This window comes from Leptothoe sp. ISB3NOV94-8A (genome assembly GCF_043421595.1).
GTDB lineage: Bacteria > Cyanobacteriota > Cyanobacteriia > Phormidesmidales > Phormidesmidaceae > Leptothoe > Leptothoe turfae.
Window position 1 is genome coordinate 306,463 of record NZ_JAXSQW010000004.1, and the last position, 19,723, is coordinate 326,185.

Consider the following 19,723-nt stretch of genomic DNA (forward strand, 5'->3'; position numbering starts at 1 on the left):
ACCAAAATCCAATACCTGCCATGGCAACTTCACCACCCAACACCACCCAACACTTTACGCCCCGTCCGAAGAAATGGGTTGAGACTCCTGACCATGATTGGAATGATTGGCAATGGCAGCTCAAGCATCGGATTAGTGATTTAGAAACAATCTTACAAATTCTCCAACTTACCCCAGAGGAAAAAGCAGGTCTAAATTCAGATCATAGGTTTCGGGTTGATATTACCCCTTACTTTATGAGCTTGATAGACGCAGATAACCCCAATTGTCCGATTCGCAGACAAGTTATACCGTTAGGGAGAGAACTTCTCGCCTTTGAAGGGATGGAGGTTGATAGCCTGGAAGAAGATCAGCATAGTCCTGTGCCTGGTCTGGTGCATCGATATCCAGATCGAGTTCTGATGTTGGTTACCACGCACTGTGCCAGTTACTGTCGATATTGTACCCGAAGCCGGATGGTGGGTGATCCGAAAGCCAGTGTCAACAAACAAGGAATAGATCTTCAGATAGAGTATTTACAGAACACACCTCAGGTTAGAGATGTTCTCATTAGTGGTGGTGATCCACTGACGCTCTCTACTACTTTTCTAAATTATGTGCTGTCTCGCCTGCGGGCAGTTCCCCACATTGAAATTATTCGCATTGGTAGCCGAGTTCCTATCTTTTTACCCCAGCGCATTACCGATGAGTTGTGCAACATGCTACGGCAATACCACCCCCTCTGGCTGAATGTGCATATTAATCATCCGAAAGAAATTACCCCTGAGGCTAGCAATGCCCTGGCAAAACTGGTGGATGCAGGTATTCCCCTTGGCAATCAAAGTGTCTTACTGGCAGGGATCAACGATTCGTTAGCCATTCAAAAAGAACTTGTGCATACGTTAGTGATAAATCGCATTCGTCCTTACTATCTATACCAGTGTGACCTGGTAAAGGGATCAGGCCATTTTCGAACGCCCATCGCTAAGGGCATCGAAATCATGGAAGGCCTGAGGGGACATACTAGTGGTTATGCCGTTCCAACCTATGTAGTGGATGCCCCAGGAGGTGGCGGTAAAATTCCGATTGCACCCCAATATCTTTTGAGTCAAGGGGTTCATCAAGTTGCCTTACGCAACTACGAGGGCTACATCACCGTTTATCAAGAACCTGAAAACTATTTCTCATTCAATCAGGAAGCTCCACTCCCTGAAACTACCGGCGTATCCAGTTTATTGAGTGGACATCAAAAGCACATTAAACCAGAAAACTTTGATCAAGCCCATGATAGGAAAATGAACATCAAAGATAAAACAGTCACATCTGGCTAGTCTGACTATTTTCCCAAACACCTGAATAAATCTGAACTTTTATCTGAATAAACCTGAACTTTTCGGGATGTTTTCTGTCGGACATCTTTAAGATAATAGAACCATAATAATTACAAAGATGGATGCTTATCTCTAATGCGACACCAAACATATTAAGACATCCAATATGCTAAATTGCATATTGGGCCATTAATTAACCTTAGAATCCATGTGAGGTTCTAAAGCTCTTGATTACAGTCATCACACATGTTGTTATTTGTTTTTCGCCCACAACATTGAACGATGAGTGTGATTCATTCAGTGTTACATAATTACATACTGAAGTTTTTAAGACAGGAACGATCCAGTCTTAAAAAAATTTAGTATTTGCAAGCTGTGCGCTGGCCAATCTTGAGTTTTAAGTTGAAAATTTTAGAAATTCTATAGTTTGTTGTTTCGTTCTCAGATTGAGAACGATGGATAGGGCACGCTGTTGTAGATCATTCTGATAAACCCATGGAACTCCCAGGTTCTTCTAATCTTATTGAATTACTAAGCTATCGTGCTGCCTATCAACCAGGTCAAACGGCATATACGTTTCTGCAGGATGGGGAAGTAGAGTCTGACCAGCTCAGTTATCAAGAATTAGAACAACAGGCTCAGGCGATCGCAAGGCAATTATTGCAAATTACGCAACCTGGAGCGCGCGCCTTACTCTTATATCCTCCAAGTTTAAAATTTATAACAGCATTTTTGGGGTGTTTATACGCAGGTATTGTTGCGGTGCCTGCCAATCCGCCGCGACGAAAGCAGCGGCGGTCGCGCTTGGGTGCGATCGCAAACGATGCCCAACCTGCAGTTGTACTCACCACAACCAACATTTGGCAACAGCTCCAAAAACAAAGTGCAGACTATTCTCACATTACCCATTTAGCGGTTTTAATCACGGAAGATATCAAGCCTTCTCAATCGCTGGGTTCCTTGGCAATCCCTGCCATCACTGCCGATACCCTGGCGTTCTTGCAATACACCTCAGGCTCCACCGGGCAACCCAAAGGAGTGATGGTTAGCCATGGGAATGTGCTCCACAATAGCAAACTGATTCAAGCGGTTACCCATAGTTCTGCTGCCAGTCGATCCGTGTCTTGGCTGCCTGTTTATCACGACATGGGGTTGATTAACGGTATTTTTCAGCCGCTGTATGTGGGTTGTCAGTCAATCTTAATGTCACCCACTGCCTTTTTGCAGAAGCCCGTGCGCTGGCTGCAGGCAATCAGTAAGTTTCGGGGCACCCATGGGGGGGCACCGGATTTTGCCTACCAACTCTGTGTACAAAAAATTCGACCTGAGCAAAAGGCAGAGCTGGATTTGAGTAGCTGGACGGTAGCCTACAATGGCGCTGAACCCATTCGAGCGCAAATCATGGCTGAGTTTGCTGCTGCTTTTAAGGATTGTGGGTTTCAGCAACGGGCCTTTATGCCCTGTTATGGTTTGGCGGAAGCGACATTAGGGGTCAGTTGGCACCCCATTGACCAGGTACCAAAGGCTTTGACCGTCAGTACCTCAAGTTTGACTGCGGGACAGATTGAGGTAGTGGTCGAGACTGGGTCACCTCAGACTCAGACTCAATCATTGGTGAGCTGCGGTATTCCTCCTTCAGACTTGAATGTGCGTATTGTTAATCCCCAAACTGGGCAACGTTGTGCTGAGGGAGAGATCGGTGAGATTTGGCTGGCGGGTGAAAGTGTTGCCCAGGGGTATTGGCAACAATCAGACGCAACTCAGCTAACGTTTCAGGCCTATCTAGAGGAGAGCGAGGAAGGGCCTTTTTTGCGAACGGGTGATTTGGGTGGTCTGGTGGCAGGTGAACTGATTATCACTGGACGTCTAAAAGACCTGATCATTATTCGGGGACAAAATTACTATCCCCAAGATATTGAGCAAGTTGCTGAAGCGAGTCATCCAGCACTGCAACCTGGTGGTGGGGCGGCATTTTCTGTTGAGGTGGGAGAACAGGCGCAGCTGGTTGTTCTCCATGAAGTAAAACGCAGTTACCTGCGTCAGCTCAATGGCCCTGAGGTGATCAATGCGATGCGGCGGGCCATCTCAGAAACCTTTGACCTGCAGGTCCAAAGTGTTTTGTTGCTCAAGCCCAACGGTATTTTAAAGACGTCAAGCGGCAAGATTCAGCGACGCGCCTGCCGCAGCGCATTCTTAAATGGAAGTTTGACGGCGGTGGCCCATGAAGAGTTTGAGGATGTTAAAGAGACTCAACCAATGGCAGCCCCCCATGCCGAGTGGCACACGTCTGCCCCAACGACCCAAGACAATAATTCTCATCCCACCGCGTCACAGATTCATCAATGGTTGGTTACTCAGTTAGCTCAACACCTGAACCTTGAGCCTGGTCAAATCAGTGGAGACAGACCACTGGCAGAATATGGTCTCAATTCGGCAACCGCTGTGGGAGTATCAGGAGAATTGCAGGACTGGTTGCAGCGACCGTTACCGGTCACTCTGTTGTATGACTATCCCACCATTGCGGCTCTATCCGAATATCTAAGTGAACCAACGTCCGAAAAAGGCAATGTTCCTACGAAGCTTAGGGGGAGTAAAGGGGCAACGGAGACGCTCACATCTGAGATCGCAATTATTGGCATCGGCTGTCGATTTCCCAACAACATCAATAATGCCGAAGACTTCTGGCAATTGTTGCAGGGGGCTGACGATGTGATCACAACCGTACCATCCACCCGTTGGGCGATTGACAGTTACCCTGGTACCACCCATTATGGTGGTTTTCTTGAACAAGTAGACATATTTGATGCATCGTTTTTCGGTATTGCACCCCGAGAAGCGATCAGTCTAGATCCGCAGCAACGACTGTTGCTAGAAGTGAGTTGGGAAGCCATTGAAGATTCTGTTCAAGCTCCTAGCAGACTCTCCGGGAGAGAGATTGGTGTCTTTATTGGCATTAGCACCCATGACTATACCCGGCTGCTAGAACAAGCTGGAGAAGTGGGCCCCTACTTTGGCACCGGGAACGCCTTTAGTACCGCTGCTGGAAGACTGTCCTATAGTTTGGGCTTGACAGGCCCTAGTGTAGCAATTGACACGGCCTGTTCTTCATCCTTAGTGGCCGTTCATAATGCTTGTCAAAGCTTGCGTCTGGGAGAATGTGAACAGGCTCTGGCAGGCGGTGTCAATCTAATTTTGACCGCTGAGAACAGTGTTGCCCTCTCTGAGGCACAAATGTTAACGCCTGATGGTAAATGCAAAACCTTTGATGCTGACGCCAATGGATATGTTCGCGGAGAAGGTTGCGGCGTGATTCTCCTGAAGCGATTGTCGGATGCATTGAAGGATGGCGATCCAATTCATGCAATTATTCGTGGGTCAGCGGTGAACCAGGATGGTCGCAGCAATGGATTAACGGCCCCTAATGGTTTAGCTCAGCAACAGGTGATCCAGTCAGCCTTGTTGGATGCAGGCGTAATGCCCGCAGAGATTGATTACGTTGAAGCCCATGGCACTGGAACAGCGTTGGGAGATCCCATTGAGTTAACTGCTATACAAACAGTCATGGCTGCCGGGCAATCGTCGGATCAAACATCGGATCAAGCATCGGATCAAGAACAGCAGCCCCTATGGGTGGGGTCAGTGAAAACAAATCTAGGTCATCTGGAGGCGGCAGCTGGGATTGCTGGGTTGATTAAGGTGGTGCAATCCTTGCAACATGGTCAGATTCCGGCTCATTTGCATCTACAGCAACCCACACCCCATTTCGATTGGAATGGTTTACAAGTACCGACTCAAACGAGACCATGGCCGGAGCATCAGACCGGGTCTTGGAAAGCCGGAGTGAGTTCGTTTGGCTTTAGTGGGACCAATGCCCATGTTGTTTTAGAAGCGGTTTCGGAAAAGCCTTCTAGTATCACTTCCCCAGGTATCGACCGTCCGTTACACCTGTTGGGATTATCTGCTGCTACCCCTGAAGCGTTATCAGAGCTATGCCAAAAGTACTGTGACTATCTTGTCACTCATCCAGAGATTAATTTAGCCGATCTTTGCTTTAGCGCTAATGCAGGTCGATCTCACTTTAGACAGCGGTTAGCGCTAACCGCTGTCTCTGTACCCGAGCTGGTAAAGCAATTAAGAAATAACAGCCAGGCATCAGCGACAGTAGGGAATGGAAGCAGAGCAGGCGTTCAACAGACTCCCAACGTCGCCTTTCTGTTTACTGGTCAAGGTTCCCAGTATGCAGAGATGGGACGAGAACTATATGAGACCCAACCACTATTCCGGCAGATTCTCGACCACTGTAACAACAGTCTACGCCCTTATCTAGATCTAGATATTCTCCAAATCCTTTACCCGAATATATCGGAAGAAGGGAAGGCACAAGGCCAGCCCCTACACATTGATCCAAGGCAGGCACAAGGCCAGCCCCTACAGTCTGATTACACATCTCCCCTTAACCAAACCGCTTATACCCAACCGGCTCTATTTGTCATCGAATACGCCCTATGCCAACTCTGGCAATCCTGGGGCATCAAGCCATCCATTGTTATAGGCCACAGCATCGGTGAATATGTCGCCGCCTGTGTCGCTGGCGTCTTTAGCTTAGAAGATGGCTTGAAACTCAGTGCCATGCGAGGTCAGCTGATGCAGCAGTTGCCCGCTGGTGGAGCCATGGTTTCGGTAATGGCGGCTGTGGGGCAGGTTAAATCTGTGTTGGCGGCTAAGGATGACGTGACAATTGCCGCCATTAATGGTCCTGAGAGTACGGTGATCTCAGGGGAAGAATCTGCGGTTCAAGCTGTCGCGCAACAGTTGGCAGCCCAAGGAATCAAGACTAAGCAGCTTCAGGTCTCCCATGCCTTCCATTCCCCCTTAATGGCACCGATATTGGATAAGTTTGAGCAGGTGGCCAGACAGATTAGTTACTCATTACCTCAACTCAAACTGATTTCCAATGTTACAGGCCAGGTGGTCACGGATGACGTGGCAACGCCTGAGTACTGGTGTCGTCACATTCTTGCCTCGGTCAACTTTACTACTGGCATGGGATGTTTAGAGTCAGAAGAGATCAACATCTTCCTGGAATGTGGGCCTCAACCGATTCTGTTGGGCATGGGCCGACAATGTTTATCAGAGGATGGGGAGAAAGCCTGGCTACCTTCCCTTAGAGCTGGTCAAAGTGACTGGCAGCAGCTACTCTCCAGTTTGGGACAGCTTTATAGTAAAGGTGTAGATATTGATTGGCCTGGCTTTGACCGGGACTATCCCCAACGTCGCAAAGTCTCTCTGCCCACCTATCCGTTCCAACGGCAACGCTATTGGGTTGAGACTCCCAAACAGCAGATTCAAACTACTTCAAACAGTAGTTCCCAGGTCACTGAACTGTTAGACCAAGGAGATATCTCTCAACTCCACCAGCTGCTCTCAACCCAGAATCATTCTCCTATTGCTACAGAGACAATAGAACAGTTGGTCAAAGTCCATCAGCAACAACTGGCTGCTCAATCGGTCCAGGATTTGCTGTATGCAGTCCAGTGGCAGCAGCAAGCAGCTCCTGCTATAGACGAATATCAGCCTCACCACTGGCTAATTTTTACTCAATCTGTGGAGCTAGGGGATGCGATCGCATCCCAATTACGCCACCATGGCCAAACCAGTACGTTGGTGACTTTAGCAGAGGAACTGCCCCAGAACAATGACCACGTTAACTATGTTCTGCAACCGGATAGTCCTGATGCCTATGCCCGACTATGGACCCACCTAAGCCAGACCAACACCTTGCCAGTTGCCGGTATTCTTTGGCTCCGGAGTCTGGAAGAGATTAATTTAACAGACCTTACTGCAGATGTTCTAGATAGAACAGTCAACCAGCAATGCACCGAATTGCTACAGCTAATGCAAAGCATGGTAACGCAACCTGAACTCTCCCAAACCAAGTTGTGGGTATTGACCCAGCAGGGGGTGGCCTTGGGGACAGACCTGCCTGCTCTTGTTCAGGCTCCTGTGCGCGGCATGGGTCGCATCTTCGGCCTGGAACATCCCCACCAATGGGGCGGTCTCATCGACCTGGATAGTCAGGCTGCGATGGAGCAACAGGCGCAATGGCTGACCACCGAAATCTTAACCAATCACACTGAAGAACAAGTTGCCTATCGCAGGAATCATCAACGTTATGTGGCCAGGCTGGTACGCACTCAGCCTAAACCAGATCCCCCATTAACAATTGATCCAGAGAGTAGCTATTTGCTCAGTGGCGGGCTAGGTGGTTTGGGGCTGACTGTGGCCCAATGGCTGGTGGAACAAGGGGCTCGTTATCTGGTTCTCGTAAGTCGACAGGGGGCCAATACCCCAGAAAAAGAAGCCGTCATTGCCCAGTTGCGATCGCTCGGTTGTCAGGTTGTTATGCCTATAGTGGACATCAATGACACCATGGCATTGCAAACAACGTTTTCCCAATTACCCGAGTCATGGCCACCCATGCGAGGGGTGATCCATGCCGCTGGGATTGATGGTGACTTACATCCCATTGAGTCATTGAACCAGTCCACACTGGCGAAGACGTTAGCTCCTAAGGTAAAAGGCAGCTGGAATCTGCATCAACTCAGTTTGGACTGGGATTTAGACTTTTTCGTCAACTTCAGTTCGATTGCTGCCGTTTGGGGGTCGGCGCATCAGGCCCATTATGGTGCGGCCAATGAATTTCAAACTTTGTTAAGTCACTATCGACAGGGTCAGGGGTTACCCAGTCTGACGGTACATTGGTCTGCGATCGCAGGCAGTGGCATGGTGAACCAGGCTGACGCCTCCCAGGTAAAACGACTCTCTGAAATTGGCATTACTCCTCTGTCATTGCCCCAAATGACAGCTACCTTAGGACAGTTGCTCAGCACTTCAGCGCAGCAATGTGTAGTGGCCGCCGTGGACTGGCAACAATTCAATGCGGTTTATCAGACCGGTCGGCATCGAAGCTTATTAGACCCGTTGGTTGAACCAGAGTCGTTAGCAGCCGAGCCCCCGGTTCAGACGGATTGGATGGATCAAATTCTGTCATTGCCAAGAGCAGAACAACTTGAGCGTCTAAAGCACACCGTTCAACAAGCAGTGGCCCGTGTATTGGGACTTCCTTCCACGTCTCTGCCCGATCCTCAAGTGGGCTTTTTCGAATTGGGAATGGATTCGCTGATGGCGGTGGATCTGCGCAGCCGCCTGACACAATTGTTAGGAGTGGCCTTACCCACTACGGTGGCCTTTGACTTTCCCAATATTGAACAGCTTAGCCGTTACTTGGCCAGTGAAGTACTACAACTCACTGATCAATCCCAGAGGAAAACAACGTTACCCCCACAGCGCCAAGCATTAGATGAACCAATAGCGATTGTAGGGATGGGCTGTCGTCTGCCCGGTGGAATTGATTCACCTGAGCAATTCTGGCAGCTGCTCCAAGCCGGTCAGGATGCCCGCAGTGAGATTCCCCCTGAGCGATGGGATATTGATGCTTACTATGATCCAGACCCAGAAGCCACCGGTAAGATGCTCACCCGCTATGGCCATTTTGTCGAAGGTGTGGACCAATTTGACCCCAGCTTCTTTGGTATTTCTCCCCGCGAAGCCGTTGCCATCGACCCCCAACATCGATTGCTGTTAGAAGTCAGTTGGGAAGCCCTTGAGCGCGCCGGACAAAAATTAGAACGTCTCTCCGCAGCAATGGTGGGGGTATTTGTTGGCAATGATGGCCATGACTATGAGCAACTGCTTCAGCAGCATCTACAACAATCTCCCGACAGTCCCCTGGCGACCTACGCAGGTAGCGGCAATCATATCTCCAGTGCCGCAGGCCGACTGGCCTATACCCTGGGGTTTACCGGACCTACCATGACCCTGGATACCGCCTGTTCTTCATCCCTGGTCGCCGTCCATCAAGCCTGCAACAGTTTACGCCTGGGCGAATGTTATATGGCCCTGGCCGGTGGGGTGAAATTACATCTGACCCCCAACGCTTACATTGGCACCTCCAGAGCCAGAATGATATCGGCGGATGGTCGCTGCAAGACCTTTGATGAGAGTGCCGATGGCTATGGTCGAGGCGAGGGCTGTGGCATGATCGTGCTGAAGCGCTTGAGCGAGGCTGAACGGGATGGCGATCCGATTTTGGCGTTGATTCGCGGCAGTGCTGTCAATCAGGATGGCCCCAGCAGCGGATTGACGGTGCCCAATGGCCAGGCGCAGCAACGCCTAATCCAACAAGCCTTGGATCAGGCCAAGGTGCAACCGATAGACGTGAGTTATCTGGAGGCCCATGGCACCGGCACCTCTCTAGGGGACCCGATAGAAGTGAATGCGGCCATGGCCGTTCTAGGAGAAGATCGTAACGCGACACATCCCCTGTGGATTGGCTCAGTTAAAACCAATATTGGTCATTTGGAAGCAGCGGCTGGCATTTCAGGATTGATGAAAGTGGTGCTTGCATTACAGCATCAACAACTCCCAGCCCACCTGCATTTGAACAATCCTAATCCTAAAATTGATTGGCCAGACTGGTTGCAGGTGCCTCAAAAACTGACCCACTGGCATAACCCAGGACAGCAACGTTTAGCCGGGGTGAGTTCCTTTGGCTTTACGGGCACCAATGCCCATGTGGTGATCGAAGAAGCACCGGTGCCAACGGAAATAATTCAGACACCCACAAACCGGCCATCCCATGTGCTAGCAATATCAGCCAAGACTGAAGAGAGTTTGGACCAGTTAGCCCAGTGCTACTGTAAGTATCTTGAAAGTCATCCGCAGCAATTACTGGCAGATGTGTGTTTTAGTGCTAGTACAGGACGATTGGCCCATGCCCATCGACTGGCTGTGGTAGCAGAAACCGGAACAGCAGCGGCAGCGCAACTCAGCGCATTTGCTGCAGGACAAGTGGAATCGGAATTGGTTAAGGGGACTCTCAAGACAGCTGAAACACCTAAAGTTGCCATACTGTTCACCGGTCAAGGGTCACAATATGTCAATATGGCCCGAGAACTCTATAATAATCAGCCCACGTTTAAACTAACTTTAGACCGATGTAGCGAGATTCTCAATACCTATCTGGATAGACCTTTATTAGAAATACTCTATCCAGATGAGAGTACAGAAGTAAGCGATGCTCTATTGAATCAAACGGCATATACTCAACCGGCCCTATTTGCCATTGAGTATGCCCTCTATCAACTGTGGCATTCCTGGGGCATTGTCCCTTCTGTTGTGATGGGTCACAGTATTGGTGAACTTGTTGCAGCTTGTATTGCTGGAGTCTTTAGTCTAGAAGATGGTTTGAAACTCAGTGCCACACGGGGCAAGCTGATGCAGCAATTACCTGCGGGGGGAGCGATGGTCTCGGTGATGGCCTCTGTTGAAAGACTTAGTGCTTTCATGACAGACAATGTCACCATTGCCGCTATCAATGGACCTGAGAGTACCGTTATCTCAGGTCAAGAGTCTAAGGTGCTAGACATTGCTCAACAGCTTGAAACCCAGGGCATCAAGACCAAACAGCTGCAAGTCTCCCATGCCTTCCATTCGTCCTTGATGGAATCAATGCTGGACGATTTTGAGCAGTTGGCCAGACAGATTAGCTATTCACCGCCCCGACTCAAACTAATTTCCAATGTCACCGGACAGATAGTATCTGAAGAAGTCACGACCCCTGACTATTGGTGTCGGCACATTCTCTCGACCGTCAACTTTGCGGCTGGCATGGAGCGCTTGCAGCAGGAGGACATTAATATCTTCCTGGAATGTGGACCCCAGCCGATTCTGTTGGGGATGGGACGACAATGTTTACCAGAAGATGACAAAAAAGCCTGGTTGCCATCTCTCAGATCTGGTCAAAGCGATTGGCAACAGATGCTCTCCAGTTTGAGTCAGCTCTATGTCCGTGGGGTAAAGATTGATTGGATTGGTTTTGATAAAGACTATCCCCAACGCCGTAAAATTGCCTTACCCACTTATCCCTTCCAACGGCAACGTTACTGGGTTGACGTACCTAAATATCAAAGTCTACTCGGTCAGCCCCATCATGCGCTGGTGGGCAACAAATTAGAGCTGGCCTCCACCGGACAAACGATTTACCATCAAACCATTAATCTCATCCAATATCCCTGGATCAATGATCACCGGGTTTATGATACAGCCGTCATTCCAGGGGTGAGCTATATTGCCATGACCCTGGCAACCCTTGAACTACCAGCCACGATTGAATCTGTTCATTTCCTTGAGCCTTTATTCCTAGCCTCTCCCAATAGTGAACGGGAAACAGAACTGGTGATACAACCGCCTGAAGAAATGAACTCTTGTCGGGTTGATGTGTTTAGTCGGAATGCAACTCAACAAGACCAGTGGCATCAGCATGCCAGTTTGACCGTGCAGGATACCCCTCAATTGTTCTCTCCTCTGCGTGTGGATATTGCCCATTTGCAGGAACAATTAGCCCCGATTACAGCGGATACTCTAAATCAACTCTATGGCAGTATCTCTGTAACCTATGGTCCGATGCTGGCGGTAGTTCAACAGGCCTGGGCGGGGAATGGCATCGCCCTGTCTGAAATTATGGTGCCAGAGGTTCTAGCTTCCCACCTAGCCAATGAACCGATTCATCCGGTCTTGCTCGATGCCTGTACCCGTCTAACCGCAGACCTGTTTGATGTTGACCATGAGCCTGGAGTGTTCTGGGCTCCCTGGCAGGTAGACGAGGTAACCCTGATGCGTCCTGCCCCTCAACGTTTCTATGCCTATGTGAATCAGGCCACACGCATCAATGAACAGTTGCAAACCCGTGCCTATGACATTCATCTGCTCGATGAGACTGGTCAGGCTTTTGGTCGTATTGATGGGTTTACCCTCAAGCGTGCGCCACGGGAGCGTTTCTTAAAGTACTTGCAAGCGGATACCAGTCAATGGCTCTATCAATTGCAATGGCAGGCGTTAGACCTTCAACCTCAATCAATATTATCTGAGGCGGGTACCTGGTTATTGTTGGTACCTACTGCACAGTGGGCAGAACAACTAAAAGAAACACTAGTTCAAAAAGGTCAGTCCTGTGTAGTGGTCTCCCTTGGCACAACGTTCCAGCAGTTGGATGACCATCACTATCAGGTCTGTCCCAACCAAGACGATGGGTTTGAGCGACTCTTTCAACAGCTTAATGAGCAAAGTATCGCGCTACAAGGCATTGTGCATTTGTGGAGCTTAACCAGCCACATGGAGAACTTAGCCGACAGCCTGAAGATAACCTGCGGCAGTACTCTACAGTTGTTGCAGGCATTGATATCACAGGAGAAATCTCCTACCCTATGGCTGGTTACCCAGGGTAGTCAATGTTTGAGCAGAGAACAGATTCCTCAAATCCAGCAAACTCCACTGTGGGGTCTGGGGCGGGTGATTGCGCTAGAGCATCCCGAACTGCATTGTCATTTACTTGATTTGGATGAGGAGTCTGCCATTGCGGAAGCGGTGCAACTTGTGGTGAAAGAAGCATTGAGTGCTGACGCAGAGAATCTGGTGGCCTATAGCCAGAACCAACGACATGTTGCTCGATTGAAACCCTATGCTGCTGATGTAGAAACCGCCCTTGCTTCTAATCAAGAGAATTGGGTGCAACCGGATGCCAGTTACTTAATTACCGGAGGTTTGGGCGCACTGGGTCTCCAGGTTGCTCAATGGCTGGGACAATCCGGTGCCACCTCCCTGGTGCTGATGGGAAGACGAGCGCCCTCGGAGACGGCTGCAGCCATCATCCATGATCTCAAGCAAGTCGGGGTAACTGTTTCGGTGGTCCAGGCAGATGTGGCGAATGCGGCAAATGTGGCCAGGGTGCTGGATGAAATTGACACCCAGTTACCCCCATTAAAAGGAATTGTTCATGCAGCTGGGGTATTGGCCGATGGCCTGCTGCAAAATCAGAACTGGCCACAGTTTGAACAAGTGATGGCGGCCAAAGTGTTGGGCAGTTGGCATCTCCATCAATTAACTCAGAATAAACCGTTAGACTTTTTTGTTTGCTTCTCATCAGCCGCTTCGTTACTCGGTTCCTTGGGACAAGGGAATTACGCTGCTGCTAATGCCTTTATGGATGGCTTAGCCCATTATCGTCGTGCCCAGGGATTACCGGGCCTGAGTATTAATTGGGGACCCTGGGCAGGGGATGGCATGGCCGCTCAGCTGAACAATTCACAGCTAAGCCGCTTCGAGAAAGCCGGATTCCAACCCTTGAACTTTGAGGTAGGGATCTCCATCTTGCAACAGTGTCTTCAGCTTGAGCTGCCTCAAGTGGGAGTACTGCCCATCAATTGGTCACAGTGGTCAGCCCAGGGAACAACGGCTACTCAGATACCGTTGCTGAGAGCAGTGCTTCCTAACAGTTCAAAATCCTCTCAGACAGGGTGGTTACGTCAGCAGTTAGAGACTGTTCCCATGGAACAGCGTCGTGCTTTGTTGATGGACCAGGTGCAGTTACAAGTAGCTCAGATCCTCGGTATTACCGATTCAACCACCCTGGATGTCCACACTGGCTTATTTGACATGGGGATAGATTCCCTGATGATCCTGGAACTGAACAATCGACTACAGACCTGCTTAGGCTGTCAATTGTCGGCTACGGATCTGTTTGACTACAACACCCTGGATGACCTGGTAAATTATCTCGTTCAAGATGTTTTGCAATGGAGTGAGGAGAATCTGGAGAGTCAGCGTCAGACATCGGCTGAGGAACCCAGGAGAGATATGACCGCATCTGATGGTGCGGCACACTATAGCACTGAACCCATTGCCATCATCGGCTTGGGGTGTCGTTTCCCACAAGCCACCAATCCAGCCGACTTTTGGCAGCTGCTAGAGCGGGGAATTGATACCGTCACTGAGGTGCCTGCAGATCGTTGGGACATTGAACAATATTACGATCCTGACCCGGATGTACCTGGCAAAATGTATACCCGCTACGCCAGTTTTCTCTCCGATGTCGATCAATTTGATGCAGCCTTTTTCAAGATCTCTCCCCGTGAAGCCAGGAGTCTTGACCCTCAACATCGATTGCTATTGGAAGTATGTTGGGAAAGCCTAGAAGATGCCGGGGTGTCGCCGCTCTCATTGAAAGGGACTCAAACCGGAGTATTCATTGGCATGATGACCCACGACTATGGACACTTGGCTGCCCAGACCGTAGACGTTCATACTGGTTCTGGCAACGGTGCACCCCTGGCAGCAGGTCGGATTGCCTATACCTTGGGTCTCAATGGACCCACATTGACCGTCGAAACAGCCTGTTCTTCGTCTCTGGTGGCTTGTCATCTAGCCTGTCAGAGTTTACGTAATCAGGAGAGTAACCTGGCCTTAGTGGGTGGGGTTAACCTGATGCTGACACCCGAGATGAGTGTGCTCGAAGCCCAAGCCCAGATGAATTCACCGGATGGTCGGTGTAAAACCTTTGATAATAGTGCCGATGGGTATGGGCGTGGTGAAGGCTGCGGCATTGTTGTTCTTAAGCGCCTGAGTGATGCCCAAGCGGATGGCGATCAAATTTTGGCTCTAGTTCGGGGCTCTGCCGTCAATCACGATGGTTCTAGCAGTGGTTTGACGGTACCCAACGGATTAGCTCAAAAAACGTTGATAGAACAGGCCCTTATCAATGCCAATGTGCAAGCCACTCAAGTCGACTATGTGGAATGCCATGGGACCGGAACCGCGTTAGGAGATCCCATTGAAATCAATTCGTTGGTGAAAGCCTATGGCAAACATCGTGACCAGTTCTCTCCGATAATGATTGGTTCGGTTAAAACCAATATTGGCCATACCGAAGGGGCAGCGGGCATTGCTGGGTTAATCAAAGTGATTCTCTCTTTACAGCATGAGAAGATTCCGCCCCATCTACATCTAAAGCAACCCAATCAACGCATTGCCTGGGACGAAATCCCTGTTGTTGTACCAACAACAATACAGTCCTGGCAGCGTGGAGAGAAATTTAGACTAGCAGGGGTGAGTTCCTTTGGTCTCAGTGGTACCAATGTCCATGTAATTGTGGAAGAAGCACCTGATACTGTGCCCGTGTCAGAATCCATGGAGCGCCCTTGGCATATACTGACCCTGGCAGCCAAAACAGAGAAAGCCTTACAGGACCTGGTTGGACAATATGAGACATATATCAACCATCGTCCAGAGTTAACGCTGTCAGACATTTGTTACACGGTGAACACGGGACGAGCCCATTTCAAATACCGTCTGGCCGTAGCTGGGACGTCTTTAGTTGAGGTGTCTGATCAACTGAAACAGCTGAGAGAATCAAATCAGAGAGACGATATCCGTTTAGGACAATCTGGCAATAGCAAGGCTTCACGGTTGGCCATGTTGTTCACTGGCCAGGGGGCACAGTCTGTCAATATGGCTCGTGAGCTATATGAGACTCAACCGACATTCAAACAGAGTCTTGATCAATGTAGTGAAATTCTTAATGCCTATTTAGAGAGACCATTATTGAATGTGCTCTATCCGGATCAGGGCAATATTCCAGACAATGCTCAAGACAATGATTTGCTGAATCAAACGGCATATACTCAACCGGCCCTGTTTGCGATTGAATATGCCCTGTATCAACTGTGGCAATCTTGGGGAATTAAGCCATCTGTGGTGATGGGCCATAGTATCGGTGAGATAGTGGCCGCCTGCGTTGCGGGTGTCTTTAGCCTGGAAGATGGTTTGAAGCTGACTGCAATGCGGGGGCAGTTGATGCAGCAGTTGCCTTCAGGTGGGGCCATGGTTTCGGTGATGGCCTCTCCCGAACAGGTGAATAAACTGATGGTGGAGCATGTCACCATTGCCGCCATCAATGGACCGGAGAGTACGGTGATATCAGGAGAAGAGTCAGCTGTTCTTGCCATTGCGCACCAGTTAGAAACCCAGGGCATTAAGACTAAACAGCTACAGGTCTCCCATGCTTTCCACTCCCCACTAATGGCTCCGATGCTGGCTGAATTTGAGCAGGTGGCCCGGCAGATCAGCTATTCGCTGCCCAAGCTTAAACTAATTTCCAATGTCACTGGCCAGGTGGTTACTGATGACGTCGCTACCCCTGAGTACTGGTGTGACCATGTCCTGGCCCCCATCAACTTTATTGCTGGCATGGAGCGTTTACGGCAAGAGGAGATTGATATTTTCCTTGAATGTGGACCTCGACCGATCCTGTTAGGGATGGCACGTCAATGCTTGTCGGACGATAGTGCGAAGGTTTGGTTGCCATCCCTTAGATCTAGCCAAAGTGATTGGCAGCAAATGCTAGCCAGTCTGAGAGAATTGTATGTCCGAGGTTGGGACATCGATTGGGCAGGCTTTGATCAAGCCTATCCTCAACGGCGCAAAGTATCCTTACCCACCTACCCATTTCAACGACAACGTTACTGGGTAGAGACCGCTATAAATGCGACTGTCCATGGCAGTTCACTATCTCAATCAGCGGCTTCTTTAGGGACACACCATCCGCTAATTGCTCAAAAATTCCAATCTCCCTTAAGCAAGGATATCTTCTTCGAATCGCACTTTAGTGTTGAATCAATTCCTTTCCTAGCTGACCACAGAGTATTTCAGCAAGTGGTTGTGCCTGGGGCGTGTTATCTCTCACTCCTGTTAGCGGCTGCCCGCCTCACATTTCCCCAAGGAACATTCCAAATGACCCAGGTGCTCTTTCCCCAAGCCCTGGCCATTGCTGAGGAGCAAGCGCGCACCGTGCAAACTGTTTTGACGCCTCACCAGGAAGGTTGGGAGTTTCAAGTCATTAGCTTTAACCCTTCGTCCAGCGATAGCCCCAGTGCCCTACAGGGCGATGACCATGGGATTCATTCAACCGGAATCTTATCGACGTCCAGTACCAATGGCGAATTTAGCTGGATTGAAATTCAGGCTATTCAGGACCGATGTACCCAGCAGGTAGCCGGGGCTGCCATCTATGAAAGCCTGGATCAACGACATATTCAGTTGGGAACACGTTTTCAGTGGATGGAAACAGCCTGGGTAGGCCAGGGTGAGGTGTTAGGGCAGTTAGTCCGCCCCGACGGATTGCAGGATGATGGCTATGAGCTTTATCCAGGATTGCTGGATGCCTGTTTCCAGGCATTGGTTGCCGTTGGCATCGCTGAAGGTGCGGAGGAAACTATGCAAGGAACGTGGGTGCCATTTCAGATGGAGCGATTCTCCTATTTTGCCCGTCCCCAGGGAGAGCGGTTATGGTGTCATGGTCAGTTGGATCCGGAAAAAGAGATATCAGCTGATCAGCAGGTCTGGAATTTGCAGCTGTTGGATACCAGTGGGCAGGTGGTGGCTCGCATCAACGGATTTGAGGTGAGGCAAGCCAGCCGAGAGGTGATTCTGGGGACGTTACAAGACAATCTTCAGGACTGGCTCTATGAAATCGACTGGCAACCGTCAAAGATAGAGGAGATTACTGTTGACCAAGAGTCAGGGACCTGGCTAATGTTTGTGCCTGCAGGAACCTGGGGAGAACAGTTGACCGCTGTGATGGCGCAACAGCAACAGCACTGTATTTGTGTTTCACCAGGAGACGATTTTCAGCAGTTAGCAACAGACCACTATCAGGTCTGCCCAACCCAGGCTAAGTCATTTCAACAGTTACTAAGGACGATTGCCCAGGCTAACCCTAATCTCAAAGGGGTTGTCCACCTGTGGAGTTTAGAGAGTGATTTAGAAAACCTTGAGGATTCAGAAGATGTATTTGCGAGTCTGCAGTTGAGTTGTGAAAGTGCGCTGTATCTGGTGCAGGCGCTAGCATCTGAATTGATAGATGAGCCGCCCCCACTATGGCTAGTGACTCAAAATGCTCAAAGTTTGGGCAATACCCATCAAGTTCAGCAGACTCCACTGTGGGGATTGGGACAGGTGGTTGCGTTAGAGCAGCCCGAGTTGCAGTGTCGACTGCTGAATTTAGAAACGGCTTCGTTAAAAGAAGGCAATTGGTCTGTGCTGATTCAGGAATTGTTAAATGCTGACTCCGAAAACCGCATTGCCTATCACCAGGGACAGCGCCATGGGGCAAGACTGAGGCAATTAAACGCGAAATCGCCTGACAGCGCAGTTCAGATTGTTCAACCCCAAGCCAGTTACTTAATTACAGGAGGCTTGGGAGCTCTGGGGTTGCAAGTGGCCCAGTGGTTGGCACAGCAGGGGGCAGAGTCGCTGGTGCTGATGGGGCGACGGTCTCCATCGGAGATGGCTCAAGCGATGATTGAGGATTTGGAAAAAACTGGCATTAAAGTATCTATTGTGCAGGGAGATATTGCTCAGAAAGAGTCTCTTGCGAATATTCTGGGTGAGATTGATCAACAGCTGCCACCTTTACGAGGTATTGTTCATGCCGCTGGAGTTTTGGACGATGGCTTGCTACAGAATCAAACCTGGTCACGTTTTGAACAGGTGATGGCGGCCAAGGTGAAAGGCAGCTGGCATCTCCATTGTTTAACTCAAGATAAGCCGCTGGACTTTTTTATTCTGTTCTCTTCGGCGGCGTCCCTCTTGGGTGCCCCTGGTCAGGGAAATTATGCAGCGGCAAATGCCTTTATGGATGGGTTGGCCCATTATCGCCATGGTCAAGGATTGCCTGCCTTAAGCCTGAATTGGGGACCCTGGGCGACGGGGGGCATGGCACAGCATCTGGAAAAACCTCAACTAGACCGTTTACAGCATTTAGGATTCCAGTCCATTGATATTGATCGGGGCATGGGAGCCATGGCGATAGCCCTCCAGTTGAATCAGCCTCAAGTTGGGGTGATCTCTGTGAACTGGTCCCAATGGTTCGGCCAAACCTCAATGGGAGCAACAGTGGGAACAACAATGCCCGTGCTTAAGGATGTAGCCCCGCTTAAGTCTCCAGGTCTCCAGGAAGGGTGGTTGATTCGGCAGTTGGAAGCGTTGCCTCGGGCCCAGCGTCGTCAGTTTTTGATTGAACGGGTGCGATCGCAACTAGCCCAGGTCCTCGGTATATCAGATCCCACCCAAATCGAACCACAGGCCGGCCTGTTTGATTTAGGCATCGATTCACTCATGATTGCCGAACTCAGACAATGGCTACAGACAGGCTTAAGCTATCGACTGTCCGCAACAGCCCTGTTTAACTACAACACTATTGAGGATTTAGTCGAATACCTGACCCAACAGCTACCGGTATTGGCGAAGGATGAGATACCCGACGATCCACCACCTGCTGCAGCGGGGCCAGATGACTTAGACAACTATGCTGAGGCGCTGGATGATCTTTCAGAAGACGAACTGGCGGCCATGCTCGGCCAAACACTCAGCGAAATTCAAGCGGAGGTATAGGGGATGAATCAACAACAATCGACAAATGACCATCGCTCCTTGCTCAAGAATTCTCTGCTTGAGTTGAA

Annotated in this window: 2 protein-coding genes; both read left to right on the forward strand. The window is 49.8% G+C overall.

What is annotated here, in order from left to right; translation table 11 throughout:
* Positions 1–20 precede the first annotated feature (20 nt).
* Positions 21–1,310: a lysine 2,3-aminomutase gene (kamA, locus tag SPB21_RS34705; RefSeq protein WP_499869604.1), complete on the forward strand. Its 1,290-nt coding sequence runs from the start codon at positions 21–23 to the stop codon at positions 1,308–1,310.
* Positions 1,311–1,805: 495 nt separating this feature from the next.
* Positions 1,806–19,655, forward strand: coding sequence for an SDR family NAD(P)-dependent oxidoreductase (locus SPB21_RS34710; RefSeq protein WP_499869605.1), 17,850 nt, complete (start codon positions 1,806–1,808; stop codon positions 19,653–19,655).
* The last annotated feature ends 68 nt before the right edge of the window (positions 19,656–19,723 follow it).

Excerpts from the sequence above, each read along its gene's own strand:
- kamA (WP_499869604.1), top strand. The coding sequence starts at position 21 with ATGGCAACTTCACCACCCAACACCACCCAACACTTTACGCCCCGTCCG.
- SPB21_RS34710 (WP_499869605.1), top strand. The coding sequence starts at position 1,806 with ATGGAACTCCCAGGTTCTTCTAATCTTATTGAATTACTAAGCTATCGT.